The organism is Phytobacter palmae (assembly GCF_039409775.1).
Classification (GTDB): Bacteria; Pseudomonadota; Gammaproteobacteria; order Enterobacterales; family Enterobacteriaceae; genus Phytobacter; species Phytobacter palmae.
The window spans coordinates 35,433-59,230 of the sequence record NZ_JBCIVJ010000021.1; the positions used below are offsets into that span (position 1 = coordinate 35,433).

General features: G+C 53.7%; 22 protein-coding genes. 18 read left to right on the plus strand and 4 right to left on the minus strand.

Annotated elements, in window-relative coordinates; genetic code table 11:
• The first annotated feature begins 11 nt into the window (after positions 1-11).
• The 8 genes from flgE (at position 12) to flgL (ending at position 8,351) form a co-directional block, all read left to right on the plus strand.
• A complete protein-coding gene (gene flgE, locus AAIG39_RS20935) occupies positions 12-1,277 on the plus strand; it encodes a flagellar hook protein FlgE (RefSeq protein WP_090087934.1) in 1,266 nt (421 codons plus the stop codon).
• A gap of 20 nt (positions 1,278-1,297) precedes the next feature.
• The gene (locus AAIG39_RS20940) at positions 1,298-2,053 is read left to right on the plus strand and encodes a flagellar basal body rod protein FlgF (RefSeq protein WP_090087933.1); all 756 of its coding nucleotides are present in this window, start codon (positions 1,298-1,300) and stop codon (positions 2,051-2,053) included.
• A gap of 15 nt (positions 2,054-2,068) precedes the next feature.
• Complete coding sequence (gene flgG / locus AAIG39_RS20945) at positions 2,069-2,851, plus strand: flagellar basal-body rod protein FlgG (RefSeq protein ID WP_041851741.1); 783 nt, start codon at positions 2,069-2,071, stop codon at positions 2,849-2,851.
• A 57-nt stretch (positions 2,852-2,908) separates the two neighbouring features.
• The gene (locus AAIG39_RS20950) at positions 2,909-3,607 is read left to right on the plus strand and encodes a flagellar basal body L-ring protein FlgH (RefSeq protein ID WP_090088006.1); all 699 of its coding nucleotides are present in this window, start codon (positions 2,909-2,911) and stop codon (positions 3,605-3,607) included.
• A gap of 12 nt (positions 3,608-3,619) precedes the next feature.
• Complete coding sequence (locus AAIG39_RS20955; protein WP_090087931.1) at positions 3,620-4,714, plus strand: flagellar basal body P-ring protein FlgI; 1,095 nt, start codon at positions 3,620-3,622, stop codon at positions 4,712-4,714.
• A complete protein-coding gene (gene flgJ, locus AAIG39_RS20960; protein WP_343194648.1) occupies positions 4,714-5,670 on the plus strand; it encodes a flagellar assembly peptidoglycan hydrolase FlgJ in 957 nt (318 codons plus the stop codon). Before AAIG39_RS20955 ends, flgJ begins: the two co-directional genes overlap by 1 nt.
• A gap of 75 nt (positions 5,671-5,745) precedes the next feature.
• Positions 5,746-7,386 carry a flagellar hook-associated protein FlgK gene (gene flgK / locus AAIG39_RS20965; RefSeq protein ID WP_090087927.1) on the plus strand — a complete coding sequence of 547 codons (1,641 nt, stop codon included), beginning with the start codon at positions 5,746-5,748 and terminating at the stop codon, positions 7,384-7,386.
• Positions 7,387-7,400: 14 nt separating this feature from the next.
• The gene (gene flgL, locus AAIG39_RS20970) at positions 7,401-8,351 is read left to right on the plus strand and encodes a flagellar hook-associated protein FlgL (protein WP_090087926.1); all 951 of its coding nucleotides are present in this window, start codon (positions 7,401-7,403) and stop codon (positions 8,349-8,351) included.
• Positions 8,352-8,427: 76 nt separating this feature from the next.
• On the opposite strand, the gene AAIG39_RS20975 is transcribed toward flgL, so the two are convergent.
• Entirely contained in the window at positions 8,428-9,642 is a 1,215-nt protein-coding gene (locus AAIG39_RS20975; protein ID WP_249572171.1) for an MFS transporter, read from the minus strand.
• A 118-nt stretch (positions 9,643-9,760) separates the two neighbouring features.
• On the opposite strand from AAIG39_RS20975, the gene AAIG39_RS20980 reads away from it, so the two are divergent.
• Entirely contained in the window at positions 9,761-10,699 is a 939-nt protein-coding gene (locus AAIG39_RS20980; RefSeq protein ID WP_090087922.1) for a LysR family transcriptional regulator, read from the plus strand.
• A 40-nt stretch (positions 10,700-10,739) separates the two neighbouring features.
• Here AAIG39_RS20980 and rne read toward each other — a convergent pair whose 3' ends face one another.
• Positions 10,740-13,952, minus strand: a complete 3,213-nt coding sequence (gene rne / locus AAIG39_RS20985) for a ribonuclease E (protein ID WP_343194649.1) — start codon at positions 13,950-13,952, stop codon at positions 10,740-10,742.
• Between the two features lie 571 nt (positions 13,953-14,523).
• On the opposite strand from rne, the gene rluC reads away from it, so the two are divergent.
• A complete protein-coding gene (gene rluC, locus AAIG39_RS20990) occupies positions 14,524-15,480 on the plus strand; it encodes a 23S rRNA pseudouridine(955/2504/2580) synthase RluC (protein ID WP_249572174.1) in 957 nt (318 codons plus the stop codon).
• Positions 15,481-15,511: 31 nt separating this feature from the next.
• Here rluC and AAIG39_RS20995 read toward each other — a convergent pair whose 3' ends face one another.
• The gene (locus AAIG39_RS20995; protein ID WP_343194650.1) at positions 15,512-16,759 is read right to left on the minus strand and encodes an MFS transporter; all 1,248 of its coding nucleotides are present in this window, start codon (positions 16,757-16,759) and stop codon (positions 15,512-15,514) included.
• Between the two features lie 40 nt (positions 16,760-16,799).
• Positions 16,800-17,384: a Maf family protein gene (locus AAIG39_RS21000; RefSeq protein WP_343194651.1), complete on the minus strand. Its 585-nt coding sequence runs from the start codon at positions 17,382-17,384 to the stop codon at positions 16,800-16,802.
• A gap of 141 nt (positions 17,385-17,525) precedes the next feature.
• On the opposite strand from AAIG39_RS21000, the gene yceD reads away from it, so the two are divergent.
• The 8 genes from yceD (at position 17,526) to fabF (ending at position 23,745) form a co-directional block, all read left to right on the plus strand.
• Positions 17,526-18,047: a 23S rRNA accumulation protein YceD gene (gene yceD / locus AAIG39_RS21005; RefSeq protein WP_041851730.1), complete on the plus strand. Its 522-nt coding sequence runs from the start codon at positions 17,526-17,528 to the stop codon at positions 18,045-18,047.
• Positions 18,048-18,098: 51 nt separating this feature from the next.
• On the plus strand, positions 18,099-18,272 hold the full coding sequence (rpmF, locus tag AAIG39_RS21010; RefSeq protein ID WP_020457446.1) for a 50S ribosomal protein L32: 174 nt from the start codon (positions 18,099-18,101) through the stop codon (positions 18,270-18,272).
• 64 nt (positions 18,273-18,336) lie between these two features.
• Positions 18,337-19,371, plus strand: coding sequence for a phosphate acyltransferase PlsX (gene plsX / locus AAIG39_RS21015; RefSeq protein WP_090087915.1), 1,035 nt, complete (start codon positions 18,337-18,339; stop codon positions 19,369-19,371).
• Between the two features lie 6 nt (positions 19,372-19,377).
• Positions 19,378-20,331, plus strand: a complete 954-nt coding sequence (locus AAIG39_RS21020) for a beta-ketoacyl-ACP synthase III (RefSeq protein ID WP_090087913.1) — start codon at positions 19,378-19,380, stop codon at positions 20,329-20,331.
• A 16-nt stretch (positions 20,332-20,347) separates the two neighbouring features.
• Positions 20,348-21,277 (plus strand): ACP S-malonyltransferase, encoded by a 930-nt coding sequence (gene fabD, locus AAIG39_RS21025; protein WP_249572176.1) that lies wholly within the window; start codon positions 20,348-20,350, stop codon positions 21,275-21,277.
• Between the two features lie 12 nt (positions 21,278-21,289).
• A complete protein-coding gene (fabG, locus tag AAIG39_RS21030; RefSeq protein ID WP_047369863.1) occupies positions 21,290-22,024 on the plus strand; it encodes a 3-oxoacyl-ACP reductase FabG in 735 nt (244 codons plus the stop codon).
• A 154-nt stretch (positions 22,025-22,178) separates the two neighbouring features.
• Positions 22,179-22,415 (plus strand): acyl carrier protein, encoded by a 237-nt coding sequence (gene acpP, locus AAIG39_RS21035; protein ID WP_000103754.1) that lies wholly within the window; start codon positions 22,179-22,181, stop codon positions 22,413-22,415.
• Positions 22,416-22,503: 88 nt separating this feature from the next.
• Entirely contained in the window at positions 22,504-23,745 is a 1,242-nt protein-coding gene (gene fabF / locus AAIG39_RS21040) for a beta-ketoacyl-ACP synthase II (RefSeq protein ID WP_090087910.1), read from the plus strand.
• The last annotated feature ends 53 nt before the right edge of the window (positions 23,746-23,798 follow it).

Sequence of the window (23,798 nt, forward strand, 5' to 3'; positions counted from 1 at the left end):
AGGAGTAAGTCATGGCCTTTTCACAAGCGGTCAGCGGTCTGAATGCTGCGGCCACCAACCTCGATCTTATTGGTAACAACATCGCCAACTCCGCTACGTATGGCTTTAAATCCAGTACTGCGTCCTTCGCCGATATGTTCGCGGGATCTAAAGTAGGTCTGGGCGTTAAAGTCGCCGGTGTTACCCAGGATTTTAATGACGGCACCACCACCAATACCGGACGTGGTCTGGATGTCGCGATTAGCCAGAACGGCTTCTTCCGCCTCGTTGATACCAACGGTTCTGTTTATTACAGTCGCAACGGTCAGTTCACCCTGGACGAAAACCGCAACCTGGTGAACATGCAGGGTTTGCAAGTGACAGGTTTTCCGGCAAGCGGCACGCCTCCGACTATCCAGTCTGGCGCTAACCCAACGGCGATCACTATCCCGACGACGCTGATGTCAGCACAAATCACCACGACGGCCACGATGCCAGTTAACCTGAACTCGTCTTCCAAGACGCCGACAGTGACACCGTTCGACCCGACTAATGCTGACAGTTATAACTTAAAAGGGCCGATCACCGTTTACGATAGCCAGGGTAACGCTCATGACATGAACGTGTTTTATGTCAAAGCCGCAAACAATACCTGGGATGTCTACACACAGGATTCCAGCGTAACGGGCTCTACGGCGACCAAAGCGGCGCGAATGATTTTTAATCAGAACGGTAGCCTGGACAGTGTTTACAACTGGACCCCGAATGCTACGACCGGTGGCTATGATCTGGCCACAACAGCAAACGCTAACCCGGCTATTACGGTCACTTCTGGTACGCTTAGCGGCGCGACTCCCGCGACATTTTCCCTGAGTTTCCTGAACTCCATGCAGCAGAACACCACCAGCGCTGTCGTGACCACCACGCAGAACGGTTACAAGCCGGGTTCCATGGTGAGCTATACCATTAACGATGACGGCACCGTAGTGGGTTCCTACTCCAACGAACAGAAACAGGTGCTGGGTCAGATTGTCCTGGCGAACTTCGCCAACAACGAAGGCCTGAAATCTGAGGGTGACAACGTTTGGTCTGCCACGAACGCATCCGGCGTTGCGCTGCTGGGCACGGCAGGTACCGGAAACTTCGGTTCGCTGACCAATGGCGCGCTCGAAGCCTCTAACGTGGATCTGAGTAAAGAACTGGTCAATATGATCGTCGCGCAGCGTAACTATCAGTCGAACGCGCAGACCATCAAAACCCAGGATCAGATCCTTAACACGCTGGTTAACCTGCGTTAATCGGCTGACGGGATGGTCTAATGGATCACGCAATATACACAGCGATGGGTGCGGCAAGTCAGACTCTGAACCAGCAGTCTGTCACCGCCAGCAACCTGGCCAACGCTTCAACACCGGGTTTCCGTGCGCAGCTTAATGCGCTGCGAGCGGTGCCGGTAGAAGGGCTGTCGTTGCCGACCCGTGTACTGGTCGCCGATACCACACCTGGCGCTGATATGACGCCGGGTGACTTGAACTTTACGTCACGACCACTGGATGTTGCTGTGCAACAGGATGGCTGGCTGGCGGTGCAGAGCGCGGATGGGTCCGAAGGGTATACCCGCAACGGTAACATTCAGGTGACACCGACAGGGCAACTGACCATCCAGGGGCATCCGGTGATGGGTGAAAACGGGCCAATTGCGGTGCCGGAAGGTTCACAGGTCACCATTGCTGCGGACGGGACCATTTCCGCTCTGACGGCCGGTGATCCGCCGAACACAGTTTCTCCGGTTGGCAAACTGAAACTGGTGAAAGCGAACGGTAGCGAAGTGGTACGTGGTGATGACGGTCTTTTCCGTGTCAGCCAAAGCGCGCAAGCCACCCGTGGTCAGACGTTACAGCCGGACCCAAATATTCGTGTGATGTCAGGCGTGCTGGAAGGCAGTAACGTCAAACCTATGGCGGCGATGGCCGATATGATCGCCAGCGCCCGCCGCTTTGAAATGCAAATGAAAGTCATTGGTAACGTTGATGAGAATGCGCAGCGTGCCAACCAGTTACTGTCCATGAGCTAATAAACAGGATTTCCTATGATAGGTTCATTATGGATCGCTAAAACCGGCCTCGACGCCCAGCAAACCAATATGGACGTCATCGCCAACAACCTGGCGAACGTCAGCACTAATGGTTTCAAGCGTCAGCGCGCGGTATTTGAAGATTTGCTTTACCAGACGATTCGTCAGCCTGGCGCGCAATCTTCTGAACAGACTACGCTGCCTTCTGGCCTGCAGATTGGTACCGGTGTTCGCCCGGTGGCCACTGAACGTCTGCACAGTCAGGGCAACCTCTCCCAGACCAATAACAGTAAAGATGTGGCTATCAAAGGTGAGGGCTTCTTCCAGGTCCTGCTGCCGGACGGCACCTCTGCTTATACCCGCGATGGTTCATTCCAGGTTGACCAGAATGGCCAACTGGTAACGTCGGGCGGCTTCCAGGTTCAGCCTGCTATTACCATTCCGGCTAATACCCTGAGTATTACCATTGGTCGTGACGGTGTGGTCAGCGCCACGCAGCAGGGGGCGACAGCACCTGTGCAGGTTGGGCAACTTAACCTGACAACCTTTATGAACGACACCGGTCTGGAAAGTATCGGTGAAAACCTGTACCTCGAAACGCAGTCTTCCGGTACGCCGAACACCACGACGCCGGGGCTGAACGGGGCAGGTCTGCTGTATCAGGGGTATGTGGAAACCTCGAACGTAAACGTGGCGGAAGAACTGGTGAACATGATCCAGGTTCAGCGCGCTTATGAAATTAACAGCAAAGCGGTATCGACCACCGATCAGATGCTGCAGAAACTGTCGCAACTCTAAGGCGTTATCCGGTGTGGCGCAGGCTACACCGGAACCCTGATTTCGAAGATGAATGTAATGCAAAAAAACGCCGCGGGCCGCTACCCCCTGTTAGCTTTACTGGCACTGATGTTGAACGGATGTGCCTGGGTTCCCTCAACACCGCTGGTGCAGGGCGCAACGACCGCTCAACCGATGCCGGGACCCGTTCCGGTCGTCAATGGCTCTATTTACCAGACTGCGCAGCCTATCAACTACGGCTACCAGCCGCTGTTTGAAGACCGTCGTCCGCGTAACGTTGGGGATACATTGACGCTGGTGCTGCAAGAAAACGTGAGCGCCAGTAAGAGTTCATCAGCGAATGCCAGCCGCGATGGCAAAAGCAGCTTCTCAATGGATACGACGCCACGCTACCTAGAAGGGTTGTTCGGTAACGCGCGCGCAGATCTGACAAGCGAAGGCAGCAATTCGTTCAACGGGAAAGGCGGCGCCAACGCCAGCAATACATTTAGCGGCACGTTGACCGTCACGGTCGACCAGGTGCTGATTAACGGCAATTTACATGTGGTGGGTGAAAAGCAGATCGCCATCAACCAGGGCACTGAATTTATCCGCTTCTCAGGTGTTGTGAACCCACGCACCATCAGCGGCAACAATACGGTTCCGTCCACACAGGTGGCGGACGCGCGAATCGAGTATGTCGGCAACGGCTATATCAACGAAGCGCAGAATATGGGCTGGCTGCAGCGTTTCTTCCTTAACTTATCGCCGATGTAACCGGGGTGAATTATGTTTAGATTTCTGGCTGGAATAGCGTTAGTGCTGGTGGCGTGCGTCGCCCAGGCCGATCGCATCCGGGATCTCACCAGTGTACAGGGCGTACGTGAAAACTCCTTAATTGGCTATGGCTTAGTGGTTGGCCTTGACGGAACGGGTGACCAGACCACCCAAACGCCATTCACTACCCAGAGCCTCAATAACATGTTGTCGCAAATGGGGATCACCGTCCCGGCCGGCACCAACATGCAGCTCAAAAACGTTGCGGCGGTCATGGTTACCGCCCAGCTTCCGGCGTTTGGCCGGCAGGGGCAGACCATTGATGTGGTGGTCTCTTCTATGGGTAACGCTAAAAGCCTGCGTGGCGGTACGCTGCTGATGACTCCGCTAAAAGGGGTGGACAGTCAGGTGTATGCGCTGGCGCAGGGGAATATTCTGGTCGGTGGCGCAGGGGCCTCCGCGGGTGGCAGCAGCGTGGCGGTTAACCAGCTTAACGGTGGACGTATCACTGGCGGGGCTGTGATTGAACGTGAACTGCCTTCCCAGTTTGGTAATGGCAACACCATCAACCTGCAACTGAATCAGGACGACTTCACGATGGCACAGCAGATTGCTGACACCATCAACCGTCGTGGCATGGGTGGCGCAACTGCGCTGGATGCTCGTACAGTTCAGGTGCGCGTGCCACAAGGCGGCAGTTCGCAGGTGCGCATGCTGGCGGATATCCAGAACCTGGAAGTGGGCGTCGCGCCGCAGGATGCTAAAATTGTTATCAACTCCCGTACCGGTTCTGTGGTTATGAACCGCGAGGTGACACTCGATAACTGTGCCGTTGCACAGGGGAACCTTTCTGTCACGGTCAACCAGTCTGCTAATGTTAGCCAGCCGAATACACCGTTTGGCGGTGGTCAGACCGTCGTCACCCCTCAGACACAGATTGATCTGCGTCAGAGTGGCGGCTCCCTGCAGAGCATTCGTTCCAGCGCTAACCTCAACAGCGTGGTACGCGCACTGAATGCGCTGGGTGCTACGCCCATTGATCTGATGTCCATTCTGCAATCAATGCAGAGCGCAGGGTGCCTGCGCGCTAAGCTGGAGATCATCTAATGCTGACTGACAGCCGCTTGATGGCGAGCGCGGCATGGGACGCGCAATCGCTTAATGATCTGAAAACCAAAGCCGGCCAGGATCCGCAGGCTAACCTGCGGCCTGTGGCGCGCCAGGTTGAAGGGATGTTCGTGCAAATGATGCTCAAAAGTATGCGCGAAGCCCTGCCGAAAGACGGTATTTTCAGTAGCGATTCCACGCGGATGTACACCAGCTTATATGACCAGCAAATTGCTCAGCAGATGACGGCAGGCAAAGGGCTTGGTCTGGCAGATATGATGGTCCAACAGATGTCCGGCGGACAGGCGCCGGTTCCTCCGGGTGACCAGATGCAGCAAGTGCCGATGAAGTTCGACCGCGAAACTATCAACACCTATCAAAGCCAGGCTATAACGCAAATGGTGCGCAAAGCGCTACCGAAAGCGCCGGAAAGTAGTGACGAGCCGCTGAGCGGCGACAGCAGAGACTTCCTGGCTCAGCTCTCTCTGCCTGCCCGACTTGCCAGTCAACAAAGCGGGGTGCCTCACCACCTGATCCTGGCGCAGGCTGCGCTGGAGTCCGGTTGGGGCCAGCGACAAATTACCCGTGAAAACGGCGCTCCGAGCTTTAACATCTTCGGCGTGAAGGCGACGTCAAGCTGGAAAGGGCCGACCACCGAAATCACCACCACAGAATATGAAAATGGCGAAGCCAAAAAGGTCAAAGCCAGGTTCCGTGTCTACAGCTCGTATCTGGAAGCGCTCTCTGACTATGTCAGTATGCTAAGCCGCAATCCGCGTTATGCGGCGGTAACGACAGCGGCGACGCCGGAACAAGGCGCACAAGCGCTGCAGAACGCGGGTTATGCCACCGATCCGAAATATGCGCAGAAACTGACGACGATGATTCAGCAGCTTAAGTCTATGGGCGAGAAGGTTAGCAAAGCCTACGGCAATGATATTGAAAATCTGTTCTGAAACGACTCAAGTTCAGCTCCAGGTTGCCGATAATCGTTAGCAGGACTTATGTCTCAAAGTTTATAAGGAACCTCAATGGCCAACTTGATTAATACCGCAATGAGTGGGCTCAGCGCAGCCCAGGCGGCGCTTAATACCACCAGTAATAACATTTCAAGTTATAACGTGACGGGCTATACCCGCCAGACAACAGTCCTGAATGCGGCGAATAGCACCCTGGGTGCTGGTGGGTGGATTGGCAACGGCGCGTTAGTCTCTGGCGTACAGCGTGAATATGACTCTTTTATCACCAACCAATTACGCGCAGCGAATACTCAGAGCAGCAGCCTGACGACCCGTTATAACCAGATGTCAAAAATTGACAACATGCTGTCGGGTTCAACCAATACACTGGCTACTGCACTGCAAGGTTTCTTCTCCAGCGTTCAGACGCTGGTCAGTAACGCCGAGGATTCATCATCCCGTCAGAGCGTACTGGGTAAAGCCGACGGTCTGGTTAACCAATTTAAAGTGGCTGATCAGTACCTGCGCGATCAGGACAAACAGGTCAATACCTCGATCTCATCAAGCGTCGACCAGATTAATAACTACACCACCCAAATCGCTAATCTGAACGACCAAATTTCACGTCTGACGGCAGTAGGCGGTGGCGCATCGCCGAACGACCTGCTGGATCAGCGCGACCAACTGGTGAGTGAGCTGAACGGCATTGTGGGTGTTGAAGTCAGTATCCAGGACAACAGCACTTACAACATCACAATGGCGAATGGCTACACCCTGGTTCAGGGCAGTACTGCCCGTCAGCTGGCCGCGGTGGCTTCCAGTGATGATCCGGCCCGTACGACAGTTGCCTATGTTGATCCCACAGCAGGGAATATTGAAATTCCGGAAAAACTGCTGACTACCGGCTCACTGGGGGGCGTGCTGACCTTCCGCTCTCAGGATCTGGATAAGACACGCAACACCCTGGGTCAACTGGCTTATGCTTTCGCCGATGCATTCAATGCGCAGCATAAACAAGGCTATGATGTCGAGGGTGATCAGGGTACTGACTTCTTCACGATTGGCACGCCGTCCACTCTGAGCAATGCAAAGAACACCGGTACTGGCGCACTGACAGCAACCATCAGTGACCGCACCAAAGTGCAGGCGACGGATTATAAACTGATTAAAACGGATACGGGCTGGAATGTGACCCGACTGGCGGATAACACGGCGTTTGCCGTTGCACCTGATGCCAGCGGCAATCTCAGTTTTGACGGTCTGACTGTCAACGTTTCCGGTACAGCGAATAAAAACGACAGTTTTACGGTGAAACCGGTCGTGAACGCGATTACCAATATGAGCGTTGCCATCACCGATGAGTCGAAAATTGCCATGGCGGCCAGTGCGACATCAGGTAAAAGCGACAACACCAATGGCCAGGCGCTGTTAAATCTGCAAAACAGCAAAGTCATCGGCAATACCAAAAGCTTTAACGATGCCTACGCGTCAATGATCAGCTATGTCGGTACGACAACGTCAACGCTGAAAACCAGCAGTACTACGCAGGCGAATGTGGTTACGCAGCTTTCTGATCAGCAGCAATCGATTTCTGGCGTCAACCTTGACGAAGAGTACGGTAACTTGCAGCGTTACCAGCAATATTATCTCGCAAATGCGCAGGTGTTGCAGACGGCAAACACGCTGTTCGATGCGATACTGAACGTACGCTAAGTAAGGGGTAAGAGATGCGTATTAGTACTCAGATGATGTATGACCAAAACATGCGCGGGATCACCAATTCACAGACTAAGTGGATGGATTATGGCCTGCAAATGTCGACTGGCCAGCGCGTGAACAAGCCCTCAGACGATCCGATTGCCGCCTCCCAGGCTGTAGTGGTTTCGCAGGCGCAGCAGCAGAACGAACAGTATAAAACCGCGCGTACTTTCGCTACCCAGAAAGTTTCGCTGGAAGAAAACGTGCTGTCACAGGTGACTACTGCGGTGACGTCGGCGCATACCTCCCTGGTTGCGGCAGCGAATGGCACATTGAGCGACGATGACCGTGCGTCTATGGCAACGGAGCTACAAGGTATTCGCGATCAATTGCTTAACCTGGCAAACAGCACTGATGGTAATGGCCGCTATATTTTTGGTGGTTATAAAACCGACACCCCACCGTTTAATTCAGCCGGTGCTTATAATGGCGGCAGCGTGGCTATCACTCAGCAGGTGGATGCGTCCCGTAGCATGGTGATCGCCCATACGGGTGACCAGGTTTTCAATAGCATTACCAGCAACGCGATCCCCGAACCTAATGGTGGGACTTCGCAAACCAACGTGTTCAGTATGTTAGATGATGCGATTGCGGCGCTGAAAGTCCCGGTTTCGGGAGATGAGGCAGCACAGGCTGTTTCACAGGCAGCACTGGATAAAGCCAACCGTGGCCTGACCAACTCACTGAACAACGTTTCGACCGTTCGAGCGCAGTTGGGTACACAGTTACAGGAGCTGACCAATCTCGATGAGTTGGGAGATGACCGTTCGCTTTCGCTGAAAACGCAGATGAGCGATCTTGTTGACGTAGACTGGAACTCGGTAATCTCGTCTTACACCATGCAGCAGACGGCATTGCAGGCATCCTATAAAACATTTAGCGACATGCAAGGCATGTCGCTGTTCCAGCTCAATAAGTAATCTTCGCTTTAGAACATGTCTGGAAACTGGAACATGTTCTGTGTGCCTGCACCGGTATCCGGTGCGGGCCTTTTTTTTATCCGATATTTCGCGACTCTGCGGCAACACGACGGTTATCGACTAAGCGGATTGCCAGGGCGACTGCGCCGGTCAACGTTGCCAGCGCCACCACGCCAGGCCAGGCGGCGATAGTGTAGACCTTACTGCCCAGCGCAGAACCGAGCGCCATCCCAACGAACACGACGGTAAAGAGCAGCGCATTGAGGCGACCACGTGCCTTTGGCTCCAGGCCATACACCAGATTCTGGTGTGCGACGAGACTGGATTGTAAGCCAAGATCAAAACCAACCGCTGACAGCGCTATCAGCGCCAGTTGGCCATGAGGTGGCAATACCGGCAGCGCGAACATCAGCGCAAAGGAGAGGGTGACCAGCGCCGCACCCAGTTGGGTCACTTTTTCGGCACCGACTTTATCAGCCAGCCCCCCGGCCAATGGCGCCGCCAGTGCGCCTGCTGCGCCTGCAATACCAAACATACCTGCGACTGCGCTTCCGAGATGATATTTTTCCAGCAACATAACAGCGAGCGTTGACCAGAAAGCGCTAAACGCGATGGATAAAAAGCCCTGCGCAAACGCAGCACGGCGTAGGGCAGGGTAACGTTGCCAAAGGTGCGCCATCGTTTTCATTAACGCTGGATAACTCAGCGTTGAATGGGCGGCGAAACGCGGCAATACAAACCACATCAGAACAGCAATAAAAGCAATGCTGACAGCCGCAAGCTGGAACATAATGCGCCAGCCAAATGCCGCGCCGACAACACCGCTCACGGTACGAGAAAGTAAAATACCCAACAGTAAGCCAGTCATCACGGTACCGACGGTTTTCCCCTGCTTACCCTCAGGCGCAAGGATGGCGGCGGCGGGAACGATATCCTGCGCCATGGTTGCCGCCATCCCTATCAAGAGACTGATCAACAATAATCCAGGTAACTGTGTCATCAGGCTACAGGCCAGTAGCAGTAAGGCCAGCGCAGCGCTTTTGGCAAGAATAAGATGGCGACGATCGTAACGGTCACCCAGCGGTAATAAAAAGAGGATGCCCAGCGCGTAGCCTGCCTGGGTTAGCGTTGGAACCAGCCCCATTCCGTTAACGGTTAAATGCAGGTCGCTGCCCATCAGCGGTAATAAGGGTTGTGCATAATAAATCGCCGCGACGCTAAAACCCGCCCCCAGCGCCAGCGCAAAGATAATCCACTGCGCCGGATTTATCGATTGAGAATGACGGTTCATAACTTTTCCTCAAACATATTCATAGTTGGTGTGAATGTATTTTTGACGAATCCAGCGTGACGCGGTAGCCAGTGGAGTGGTAAAACGGTTATACGTGAAACGTATAATGAGAATTTAAATGCAGCGTACAGAACGTATAGATCGCGTTGATTTGATGCGTACGCTGGTGCGCATTGTCGAGGCGGGGTCGTTATCAGCCGCGGCGCGCCAGCTCAATACCACCCAGGCCACGGTAAGTCGACGCCTGCAATCGCTGGAAACCATGCTCGGGGTCAAGCTGGTTCTTCGCACCACCCATGCGATGAAACTTACCGACGATGGCGAGCGCTGCTATCAGCATGCCAGACGCGTCATCGATTCCTGGCTTGCACTGGAAGATGAGCTGAGCCAGACAGAAGATGAGCCCGTCGGGATGCTTCGTGTACGGGCGCCTCATGCTTTCGGCCAGGAGCAGCTTCTTGCCCCGCTGACACATTTTCTTGAGCGCTATCCTCAGCTTTCGGTGCAATGGATGCTGAACGATAAAATAGTTAATTTTCTCAGTGACAACATTGATTGCGCGATTCGTGTCGGGGCTGAGGTGGACCCGGCGACAGTTTCGGTCCTGCTTGCCGAAGTTCCGCGCTGCATCGTCGCATCGCCGACGCTGCTGGCCCGCTTTGCGGAGATTCGCACGCCGCAGGATCTCGCTGCGTTACCATGGATTGCGTTAAGTACCTTCTATCAGCATAACGTAACTCTCACAAACGCGCTGAGCGGTGAAACAGAGCAAGTCATCATCGCCCCCAGACTCTATACCGACAGTTTATATGTGACTCGCAATACGGCGTTGACGGGACTGGGTGTCGCTATTGTCTCAAGCTGGACGGTACAACAGGATATCGAGCAAGGCAGACTGGTAGTTTTACTGCCTGAATGGCAGATTCCACCGTTACCCGTGCATCTGGTCTATCCGTGGGCGCGTTATTATCCGGCGCGTTTGCGGATGTTTCTCCAGTTGATGCGCGAAGTGATGCCAGGCCTGAGTGGAATGCGGCAGCCTGCGTTGAAAGCATAAAAAAGCCGACCCGGAGGTCGGCTTTTTAACAGCGTAGTGCTTATTCTGTGACGTTCGGACGCGTAGCCGGAGCGGTTGCCGTATGCGTGGCGCTGTGACCGCCTGCTGACCCTTTACCGTCAAAGTTGAATTGTGGGCGGACCCAGTCACTGTGACGCGGCGCTTCCGGCACATATGCAGGTGCAGGTGCTTTAGTCATCGGCGCAGTAGCATGGTTGTTCTCGCTGGCTGCAACAGGTACTGCTGCGTGCTCAGTCGCTGCTGTTACCGGAGCTGCGGATGCAATAACCGGTGCTACCGGAGTAGCTTCTGGCTGTTTTTCCACGGCAGCGGCAGGCGCTTGTGGTTGCTCTGCAACAGGTGCTGCTTCTTCGACAACTGGCGTAACGACCGCAGGTTCAGCGGCTTGTGCCACCTCTTCGGCAACCGGGCGGTCTTGTTCTGCAATCAGTTCCGGCTGCGCCTCAACCGGCGCTTCGATCACTTCCGGATGCGTGGTTTCAACCACAACCGGTTCTGGTTCAATGACCGGCGCCTGCGGTGTGACTTCAACCGCTTCTGCGCCCGGTGACTGAGCCTCAGCCACTACTGGCTGTTGTTCTTGCTGTGCGGCAAAAACAACCTGTTCAGCTTCGGCAATCGCAGGTGCGACATCGGTAGCTACGGCAGTGTTTTGCTGCTCAACAGTCGGCGCTTCTTGCACCTCGTCCTGAGGACGGGCAACCGGGTAACGAACCCATACTTTACCCGACGCCATCTCCGGAGAAGCACAGGCAATCTCCAGCGGCATTGCGGACTGGGTCGGGTAACGCTCATCGCGGTAACGGCGACGACGCTGACCACTGACGCGCAGATGACGCGGCGAACGGCGAGAACGACGAGGCATGCCTGCGGTATCACGGTTTTCCGCGGTTTCTTCCTGCTCTGCGGTGTTTTCAACAACCACCGGCAGGTCAAGTTTCGCCAGATCGGTACGTTGTGCAGCCGCTTCCGTGGTTTTCGGTTCTGCTGCAACAATCTCTTCACTTGCGCTTGTCTGAGCATCATCGATACGGATTTTTTGGTTCAACTGACGCTGTTTACGACGCGGCATCACCTGAACGCGCTCTTCCTGTTCAGTTTCCTGCTCAGGCTGTTCTTCACGGTTCAGCGCTTTTGCATCCTGCTGTGCCTGGCGTTTTTCGTCACTATTACGACGACGGTTACGTTCACGGCGGGAAGGTTGCTGCTCATCGCGCTGTTTCGTTTTTTCCGTCTCTTCCGCGGCTACCGTTACTGGCTGGCGAGCTTCGCGCGCCTCGGCATTTTGCTGCGGTTTTTCACGGCGATTACGACGATTTTCATCGCGATTATCACGCGTTTCATTGCCTTCTGCGCGCGGCTCACGACGTTCGTTACGATCGCGACGGTTGCCCTGACGCGATTTACGACGATCTTGCTGGCGCTCCTGCTTCTCTTCTTTCTTCTCTTCCTTAACTTCGGCTGGCGCGGCAGTTTCAGCACCAGCAAACAGATTTTTCAGGGCGAAGAAGAAACGGCTCAGAAGACCCGGAGCAGCAGGTGCTGCGACGGCAGGCGCGTTGCTGGCAGTCGGTTGAGGTTTCGATACTGGCGCTTCCGGAGCGGCGGCAGGTGCAGGCGGAACATCCGGCATGACGAAGGTCGCCAGTGCAGGCTGTTCAGGACGTTTCCGCTCAGCAGACTCTTCATCTGACGGCATCGCCATCTCTTCTTCATGCAGCTTCGGCAGCATGTAGCTCAGAGTGGTTGTCTCTTCGCCTTTACGTACGCGCAGAACAGAATAGTGCGGTGTTTCCATCTGATCGTTCGGTACGATCACGCAACGTACGCCACCCTGACGAGTTTCAATAGCGCTTACGGCGGCGCGTTTTTCGTTCAACAGATATGAGGCAATCGGCACCGGAACGATGGCATGCACTTCCTGCGTATTCTCTTTCAGCGCTTCTTCTTCGATGAGACGCAGAATAGAAAGTGACAGGGATTCGTTGTCACGGATAGTCCCGGTCCCGCTACAGCGCGGGCACACATGATGACTGGACTCGCCGAGTGACGGACTCAGACGCTGACGGGACATCTCCAGCAGGCCAAAGCGAGAAATATGGCTGATTTGAATACGCGCACGGTCCTGACGAACGGCTTCGCGCAGACGGTTCTCCACCGCACGCTGATGGCGTACCGGCGTCATATCGATAAAGTCGATAACGATCAGGCCGCCGAGGTCACGCAGACGCAACTGTCGTGCAATTTCGTCGGCTGCTTCCAGGTTAGTGTTAAAGGCGGTTTCTTCGATATCACCACCGCGGGTTGCTCGCGCGGAGTTGATATCGATGGCGGTCAACGCTTCGGTGCTGTCGATAACGATAGAACCGCCGGACGGCAGACGAACTTCACGCTGGAAGGCGGATTCAATCTGCGATTCGATTTGGTAGTGGCTGAACAGCGGAATTTCGCCGGTGTAGAGCTTAATTTTGCTGCTGAAATCAGGACGACCCAGTGCCGAGATATGCTGGCGAGCCAGCTCAAGTACTTTCGGGTTATCGATAAGGATTTCACCGATATCCTGACGCAGATAATCACGGAAAGCACGAACGATGACGTTACTTTCCTGATGGATCAGGAACGGAGCAGGGCGGTTTTCAGCGGCTTTCTGAATCGCTTCCCAGTGTTTGAGACGGAAACTCAGATCCCACTGCAGGGCATCGGCAGACTTACCGACACCGGCGGTGCGGACGATCAGACCCATGCCATCCGGCAATTCGAGGCTGGCCAGCGCTTCTTTCAGTTCTGTACGGTCATCGCCTTCAATACGGCGAGAAATGCCACCCGCGCGCGGGTTATTCGGCATCAGTACCAGATAGCTGCCTGCCAGGCTAATAAAGGTAGTCAGCGCAGCGCCTTTATTGCCGCGTTCTTCTTTATCAATCTGGACGATAACTTCCTGACCTTCGCGCAATACATCTTTGATGTTCGGACGGCCATGAGAGTTGTAATTGGCAGGGAAATATTCGCGGGCAATTTCTTTGAGGGGAAGGAAACCGTGACGTTCAGCGCCGTAATCAACAAATGCAGCTTCCAGGCTCGGTTCAATACGGGTGATTTTGCCTTTGTAGATGTTTGCTTTTTTCTGCTCGTGTCCAGGACTTTCAATATCCAGATCGTACAGACGCTGCCCATCAACAAGGGCGACACGCAACTCTTCTTGCTGAGTTGCGTTGATTAACATTCTTTTCATCGTAACTTACTCATTATTCTTACATTGACGACTAAGCTGCGGGCATGATGACGCCTTTCCGGGGGAGAACCGATGGCCTCGTGTCTGTTCACGTCGCCAACCTCACGGTTGTCGCTCGCTTAAGAGGCGCAGTGTGTCGGTTGCCTGTATTTCCTGTGGAAAACACAGCGCAATTATCAGGGGAACAGCCTGGGAAAAACTCTCCAGAGAAGATTCCATCTACCGGTAAGGACTGCAACCCGCAGCCCGCTAACTGCCTGAAAGTCCAATACGTCTTACGCCATTGCTGCGTGTATGGTCGGACAGGCAAAACTGGTCATTCCGCACAATTGCTTGTTAGAACAAGATCCAACGCGGAAAACTGCAACATTATTCCCTGCGAACCCTGTTATAGCAAGCTGACTTTTACCTTTTATCACCCGGTTACTCACAGTTTTTTCACTTTTGCCTGGCGATTGGTTTAATAACCGCCAAACATCTATGTAGAACGAAGCAGACCAGGATCAAAAGTAAATATAAGCATATAAAAATGAGTGGCGCTATTCATCGACGCTATTTAGAATCGCCTCCCATGAAAACTGAGACACCTTCCGTAAAAATTGTTGCTATCGCCGATGACGAAGCGGGGCAACGCATCGATAACTTTTTGCGCACCCAACTGAAAGGCGTGCCAAAAAGTATGATTTACCGCATCTTGCGTAAAGGCGAAGTCCGCGTGAACAAAAAACGCGTGAAGCCGGAATATAAGCTTGAAGCTGGCGATGAAGTGCGCATCCCACCTGTTCGCGTTGCGGAACGGGAAGAGGAGGCCGTTTCGCCGCATCTGCAAAAAGTCGCCGCGCTTAGCGACGTTATTCTGTATGAAGATGATCATATCCTGGTGCTGAATAAGCCCTCTGGCACCGCGGTACACGGTGGCAGTGGTTTAAGTTTCGGCGTCATTGAAGGGCTGCGCGCATTGCGTCCGGAAGCGCGCTTTCTGGAACTGGTGCACCGTCTGGATCGCGACACTTCCGGCGTGTTGCTGGTCGCCAAGAAGCGTTCTGCGCTGCGTTCGCTGCACGAGCAACTGCGTGATAAAGGCATGCAGAAAGATTATCTGGCGTTGGTGCGCGGTCAGTGGCAGTCCCACGTTAAAGTGGTGCAGGCGCCTCTGCTGAAAAATATTCTCCAAAGCGGTGAACGTATTGTACGCGTGAACCAGGAAGGTAAACCGTCGGAAACCCGTTTTAAGGTGGAAGAGCGCTATGAGGTTGCGACACTGGTGCGTTGTAGCCCGGTAACCGGGCGTACGCATCAAATTCGCGTTCATACTCAATATGCGGGTCATCCGATTGCCTTTGATGACCGCTATGGTGACCGTGAGTTTGATAAACAGCTGGCAGGCACCGGGTTAACGCGGCTGTTTCTGCATGCCGCAGCGTTGAAATTTACCCACCCCAATACCGGCGAAACCATTCGCATTGAAGCACCTCTGGACGAGCAGCTCAGGCGCTGTCTGCAAGTACTGCGTAACCAGAAAGCATAAGCAAGGGCGGTCAGCATGACCGCCTTTCTTTTTATGCGCGAGTCGGTTTAAGAGGCGCGGCTGTGCTCTTTTCCTTGATTGGCAAATTGACCAGCGCTGCCAGGAGGGTCAGGACGATATCTGTATACCATACCCAGTCGAGATTCCCTGCGTATTCCATGGCCAGCCCCCCCAGCCATGCGCCAAAGAAAGCGCCGACCTGATGTGAAAACAAGGTAAAACCAAATAGCGTCGCCAGATAACGGGTACCGAACAACTTTCCTACAATACCTGCCGTTGGCGGCACAGTGGCAAGCCATGTCAGGCCAATCGCACAGGCGAAGATGTAGAACGCCATCGGCGTCTTGGGTGACAGCAAAAAAGCGATAATCAGGATTGCACGTGACGCGTACAGCACGGCGAGGATATATTTCATCGGGAATCGCTTTCCAAGAACACCCGCGAAAATACTGCCTGCGATATTACACAGACCAATCAGCGAAAGGCTAATGGCAGAGACCGAAGCATCGTGCCCGCAAAGGCTGACTTCACCTGGTAAATGTGTGGTGAGAAACGCCACGTGGAAACCACAGGTCAAAAAACCTGCGTGCAGAAGCAGGTAGCTGGGATGGCGAAATGCCGCACGAATTTGCTGTTTAAGACCCGGGTCATCTGATGACGCAGGTTGAGCCTGCATGGGGGAGGGTTTTTCGCTTTTCCGGCACAGGAACCATGATGGAATTATTGTCGACAGCGCGGCGAGGGCCAGGAAAACCAACCCTGCGGCGAAACCACGCAGGCTGATAATGAGTTGTATCAGCGGAGCGAAGATGAATTGTCCCATGGAGCCACCGGCATTGATCATACCGCTGGCAACAGAGCCTTTATCGGATGGCAATCTGCCCGCAACGATGCCAATCAATACAGAGAAGCTACCGGCGGCAGCGCCAGCCGGGCTTAACAGTCCCTGCGCGAGGGTCAGCGGTAAAAACGAAGAGGCCCACAGCGTGCTAAGTTGCCCCAGCGCCATGAGGATAGCGCCGATGACCAACACATTGAAAGCGCCTCGCTTATCCGCCCACGCACCGAACAGTGGCTGAAATGCTCCCCACATCAGTTGGCCTATCGCCAGCGCCATACTGACTTCGGCAATACTCAGGGTGGTGGAATGGACGATAGGGTGGACAAACAGCCCCACCGTCTGCCGTACCCCCATGGTTATCATTAAAATCAGGCTTGCCAGCGCTATCAATGACCACAACCCCACAGAGGGCTGTTGAGATACGTGACCTTTTTCCACCGGGGTTTCCTTAAATAATATCAGTCCATCGGTAGATCTATTAGCGCGATAGCGGGTTACATCCTTCCCGGCGCAGCATCTGGCACAGCGCGATCAGCGGCAGGCCAACCAGGGTATTAGGATCGCGACCTTCGAGGCGGTCAAACAGGGCGATTCCCAATCCTTCACTTTTAAAACTTCCCGCGCAGTGCAGTGGATTTTCTTTGAGCACGTAGTCTTCTATTTCCTGGGCGCTTAAGTGGCGAAAATGCACATCGAAAGGTTCGCACTCAGTTTGTAAATGGCCCGTTGCCGAATTAAACAGCGCCAGCCCGGTATAGAACGTCACAATATTTCCACTTGCCCTGGTTAATTGCCGGCGGGCATTTTCTTCGGTTAGCGGTTTGCCGGTAATTTCACCTTCCAGCATGCACACTTGATCAGAACCAATGATCAAGTGATGAGGAAAACGCTGGGCCAGAGACTGGGCTTTCTCTTGCGCCAGGCGCAGCACCAGGTGGCGGGGGGATTCCCCGGGATGCGGGGTTTCGTCGGTCAGCGGTGCTGCGCATTCAAACGCCAGTCCGAGCTTCTCTAACAGCGCACGACGCCAGGGCGATGTCGATGCAAGAACAATATCTGACATATTTTTTTCACCAAATATGGCTTAACCATGACAGGCATTTTAAACTGTAGGCCGCAATGTGTGCGAATTATTGGCAAAAGGCAACCTCAGGCTGCCTTTTTCTTTGACTCTATGACGTTACAAAGTTAATATGCGCGCCCTATGCAAAAGGTAAAATTACCCCTGACTCTCGATCCGGTTCGCACGGCTCAGAAACGCCTTGATTATGAGGGCATCTATCTGCCCAATCAGGTTGAGCGTGTCGCCGAGTCTGTAGTCAGTGTGGACAGTGATGTGGAATGCTCCATTTCGTTCGCCATCGACAACCAACGCCTCGCGGTTATAACCGGTGATGCGAAGGTAACGGTGTCCCTCGAATGCCAGCGTTGCGGCAAGCCGTTTACCCATCAGGTTCACACAACATATTGTTTTAGTCCTGTCCGTTCAGACGAACAGGCTGAAGCACTGCCGGAAGCGTATGAACCGATTGAGGTTAACGACTTCGGTGAAATCGATCTGCTTGCAATGGTTGAAGATGAAATCATCCTCTCCCTGCCAGTAGTTCCGGTGCATGATTCTGAACACTGTGAAGTGTCCGAGGCGGACATGGTCTTTGGTGAACTGCCTGATGAAGCGCAAAAGCCAAACCCATTTGCCGTATTAGCCAGCTTAAAGCGTAAGTAATAGGTTTTCCCCGCTCAAACGGGGGTAAATCGTAATTAAGGAGTAAGGTCCATGGCCGTACAACAGAATAAACCAACCCGTTCCAAACGTGGCATGCGTCGTTCTCATGACGCGCTGACCGCAGTCACCAGCCTGTCTGTAGACAAAACCTCTGGTGAAACCCACCTGCGTCACCACGTTACCGCCGACGGTTTCTACCGCGGTCGCAAGGTAATCACTAAGTAATCACGCGCAAGCGTGATCAAACTTAGTGAGGATTTCCCCGTGAAAACGGGGATATACCGATACCTTGACTCGTCTAACCCTGGCGTTAGATGTCATGGGGGGCGATTTTGGCCCTTCCGTGACAGTGCCTGCAGCTTTGCAGGCACTGAACTCTAATTCGCATCTTAATCTTCTTTTAGTCGGCGATCCCGACGCTATCACACCATTGCTCGCCAAAGCTGATTTCGAGCAACGCTCGCGCTTGCTTGTCATTCCCGCACAGTCAGTTATTGCCAGCGATGCTCGCCCCTCGCAAGCTGTCCGCAACAGTCGCGGCAGTTCAATGCGGATGGCGCTGGAGCTTGTAAAAGAAGGTCGTGCCGAGGCCTGCGTCAGTGCCGGTAATACCGGTGCGCTGATGGGGCTGGCGAAAATGTTGCTCAAACCTATTGAGGGGATTGAGCGCCCCGCGCTGGTTACTGTTCTACCGCACCAGCAGAAAGGGAGAACGGTGGTGCTCGATTTGGGTGCCAACGTCGACTGCGATGGTAAGATGCTGGCGCAGTTTGCGGTCATGGGTGCGGTGATGGCAGAAGAGGTTGTGGGGATCGCAAATCCTCGCGTGGCGCTTCTGAACATTGGTGAAGAAGAGACCAAAGGTCATGACAACATTCGCGATGCCGCAGCGATTTTGAAAGCAGTTCCGGCGATTAACTATATTGGTTATCTGGAAGCGAACGAATTACTCACTGGTAAAACGGATGTACTGGTTTGTGACGGTTTTACGGGAAACGTCACATTAAAAACGATGGAAGGTGTTGTCAGAGTGTTTCTTTCGCTGCTGAAATCTCAGGGCGAAGGAAAAAAACGGTCGTGGTGGCTGATTTTATTAAAGCGTTGGTTACAAAAAAGCCTGAGCAGGCGATTCAGTCACCTCAACCCCGACCAGTATAATGGCGCCTGTCTGTTAGGATTGCGCGGCACGGTGATTAAGAGTCATGGTGCCGCCAATCAGCGAGCGTTTACCGTCGCGATTGAACAGGCAGTGCAGGCGGTGCAGCGGCAAGTTCCCCGGCGAATTGCCGCTCGCCTGGAATCTGTGTTACCGGAAAAAGACTGAGCGTACATGTATACGAAGATTATTGGTACCGGCAGCTATCTGCCTGAACACGTGCGAACTAACGCCGACCTGGAAAAAATGGTGGATACGTCTGACGAGTGGATTGTCACCCGCACAGGTATTCGTGAACGCCGTATAGCTGCGCCAGATGAAACCGTCTCCACCATGGGCTTTGAAGCGGCAAAGCGCGCCCTGGAGATGGCAGGTATCAGTGCGGATGAGATTGGTCTGATTATTGTCGCGACCACCTCCGCCACGCATGCATTCCCCAGCGCCGCATGTCAGGTGCAGAATATGCTGGGCGTAAAAGGTTGTCCGGCATTTGATGTTGCAGCTGCCTGCGCAGGGTTCACTTACGCGCTAAGCATCGCCGATCAATATGTGAAATCGGGTGCGGTGAAAAATGCGCTGGTTATCGGTTCCGATGTTCTGGCTCGTACCTGCGATCCTGAAGATCGTGGCACCATTATTATTTTTGGTGATGGCGCGGGCGCGGTTGTGCTCGGGGCATCCGAAGAGCCGGGTATCATCTCTACGCATCTGCATGCTGACGGTCGCTACGGCGAACTGTTAACGCTGCCGAATGCCGATCGTGTTCATCCAGAGAATCCCATTTTCCTGACAATGGCAGGAAACGAAGTCTTTAAAGTGGCGGTGACTGAACTTTCTCGCATCGTCGATGAAACCCTCGAAGCGAATAATTTGCAGCGCAGTGAGTTGAACTGGCTGGTGCCGCATCAGGCAAACCTGCGTATTATCAGCGCGACAGCAAAAAAACTGGGTATGTCGCTGGATAACGTTGTGGTGACACTCGATCGCCACGGTAATACTTCTGCGGCGTCTGTTCCTTGTGCGCTGGATGAAGCGGTTCGCGACGGGCGTATTCAGCGCGGCCAATTGATTCTGCTGGAAGCCTTTGGCGGTGGTTTCACCTGGGGTTCTGCGCTGGTTCGTTTCTAGTATTAAGGATAAAAACATGACGCAATTTGCATTTGTGTTCCCGGGACAGGGCTCTCAAACCGTGGGTATGTTGTCTGACATGGCAGCAAGTTATCCGGTTGTTGAAGAGACATTCCGTGAAGCCTCTGCGGCACTTGGCTATGATCTGTGGACGCTTGTTCAACAAGGGCCAGCGGAAGAACTGAATAAAACCTGGCAGACGCAGCCTGCATTATTGACGGCTTCCGTTGCTTTATGGCGCGTGTGGCAACAACAGGGCGGCAAAACACCAGCATTAATGGCTGGTCATAGTCTGGGTGAATACTCTGCGCTGGTCTGTGCAGGCGTTATCCCGTTTGCAGACGCAGTACGTCTGGTAGAGCTGCGCGGTAAATTCATGCAAGAAGCTGTACCGGAAGGGACAGGCGCTATGGCGGCGATTATCGGTCTGGATGATGCATCCATTGCTAAAGCGTGTGAAGATTCCGCGCAAGGGCAGGTTGTTTCTCCGGTAAACTTCAACTCTCCGGGCCAGGTCGTTATTGCGGGCCACAAGGAAGCGGTTGAACGTGCAGGTGCTGCCTGTAAAGCTGCTGGCGCAAAACGCGCCCTGCCGCTGCCGGTCAGCGTGCCGTCCCACTGTGCGCTAATGAAACCGGCTGCCGAAAAGCTGGCGGCGGAATTAGAAAAAATCACGTTCAGCGCACCGCAGGTTCCGGTGGTAAATAATGTTGATGTGAAATGCGAAACGTCGCCGGAAGCGATTCGTCATGCGCTGGTTCGTCAGCTTTACAGCCCGGTGCAATGGACTAAAAGCGTAGAATTTATGGCATCACAGGGCGTTGAGCACCTGTATGAAGTTGGTCCTGGTAAAGTGCTTACCGGTCTGACAAAACGTATTGTTGATACCCTGACAGCGTCTGCGCTTAATGAGCCCGCCGCACTGTCAGAGGCACTTGCGCAATAAAAGAGGAAAACCATGAGTTTTGAAGGAAAAGTCGCGCTGGTTACCGGCGCGAGCCGTGGCATTGGCCGCGCAATCGCGGAAGCCCTTGTTGCTCGTGGCGCGAAGGTTATTGGTACTGCAACCAGCGAAAATGGCGCTCAGGCTATTAGTGAGTATTTAGGTGCAAACGGCAAAGGTCTGATGTTGAATGTGACCGATCCTGCATCTATTGAATCTGTTCTGGAAAACATTCGTGCCGAGTTTGGCGAAGTTGATATCCTGGTCAATAATGCCGGTATCACTCGCGATAATCTGTTAATGCGCATGAAGGATGACGAGTGGAACGATATTCTCGAAACCAACCTGTCATCGGTTTTCCGTCTGTCAAAAGCGGTGATGCGCGCTATGATGAAAAAGCGTCATGGTCGTATCATCACTATCGGTTCTGTGGTTGGCACCATGGGAAATGCTGGTCAGGCTAACTACGCTGCGGCGAAGGCAGGCCTGATTGGTTTCAGTAAATCGCTGGCGCGAGAAGTCGCATCACGCGGGATTACTGTGAACGTTGTTGCTCCGGGTTTTATTGAAACGGACATGACGCGCGCGCTGTCTGACGATCAGCGTGCGGGTATTCTGGCGCAAGTTCCTGCGGGTCGCCTTGGCGGTGCTCAGGAAATCGCCAGCGCGGTTGCATTTTTAGCCTCTGACGAAGCGGGTTACATCACTGGTGAGACCTTGCACGTCAACGGCGGAATGTACATGGTTTAACCACGATTAAATTTATTTGCGTTATTAGGGCGAAAGGCCGCAAAATAGCGTAAAATCGTGGTACGAACTGCCGGGATTTAGTTGCAAATTTTTCAACATTTTATACACTACGAAAACCATCGCGAAAGCGAGTTTTGATAGGAAATTTAAGAGTATGAGCACTATCGAAGAACGCGTTAAGAAAATTATCGGCGAACAGCTGGGCGTTAAGCAGGAAGAAGTTACCAACAATGCTTCCTTCGTTGAAGACCTGGGCGCTGATTCTCTTGACACCGTTGAGCTGGTAATGGCTCTGGAAGAAGAGTTTGATACTGAGATTCCGGACGAAGAAGCTGAGAAAATCACCACCGTTCAGGCTGCCATTGATTACATCAACGGTCACCAGGCGTAAGTGAACATCTCCAGGCGGTCACTCGACCGCCTGAGTTTTATCTTTTATTCCCCTAATCTTAATTTTTTTCCCTCCCTGGAGGACAACCGTGTCTAAGCGTCGTGTAGTTGTGACCGGACTGGGCATGTTGTCTCCTGTCGGCAATACCGTAGAGTCTACCTGGAAAGCTCTCCTTGCCGGTCAGAGTGGCATCAGCCTGATCGACCATTTCGATACTAGCGCCTACGCAACGAAATTTGCTGGCTTAGTAAAGGACTTTAACTGTGAAGACATTATCTCGCGTAAAGAACAACGCAAGATGGATGACTTTATTCAATATGGAATTGTCGCTGGCGTTCAGGCCATGCAGGATTCTGGCCTTGAAGTGACGGAAGAGAACGCAACCCGCATCGGTGCCGCTATTGGTTCCGGTATTGGCGGTCTCGGCCTGATTGAGGAAAACCACAGTTCTTTAGTGAATGGTGGTCCACGTAAAATCAGCCCGTTCTTCGTCCCGTCGACGATTGTTAATATGGTGGCCGGTCACCTGACCATCATGTTTGGCCTGCGTGGCCCGAGCATTTCGATTGCCACGGCCTGTACGTCTGGCGTGCATAACATCGGTCATGCTGCACGTATGATAGCCTATGGCGATGCGGATGCGATGCTTGCCGGTGGCGCAGAAAAAGCGAGTACCCCGCTGGGCGTAGGTGGTTTTGGCGCGGCACGTGCGCTTTCGACACGCAACGATAATCCTCAGGCTGCGAGCCGTCCGTGGGACCAGGACCGTGATGGTTTTGTCCTGGGCGATGGCGCAGGCATCATCATGCTTGAAGAGTATGAGCATGCGAAAAAACGCGGTGCGAAAATTTATGCGGAAATCGTTGGTTTCGGCATGAGCAGCGATGCTTACCACATGACATCTCCGCCGGAAAACGGCGCTGGTGCTGCTGATGCGATGGTCAATGCCCTCCGTGATGCGGGCCTTGAGCCAGGTCAGATCGGCTACGTTAACGCTCATGGGACATCGACCCCTGCGGGTGACAAAGCTGAAGCGCAAGCGGTGAAATCGGTATTTGGTGATGCAGCGAGCCGTATTATGGTTAGCTCCACCAAATCCATGACGGGTCACCTGCTGGGTGCAGCGGGTGCGGTAGAGTCTATCTACTCCATCCTTGCTCTGCGCGACCAGGCTGTTCCGCCAACCATTAACCTGGATAACCCGTCTGAGGGTTGTGATCTTGATTTCGTTCCGCACGAAGCCCGCCAGGTAAGTGGTCTGGAGTACACGCTGTGTAACTCATTCGGCTTTGGTGGTACTAACGGTTCCTTGATCTTTAAAAGGGTCTGAGTGTAGCGCTGTTTTTTTACCTACCAGCCTGTAAAAAGGTCCGCACTGCGGGC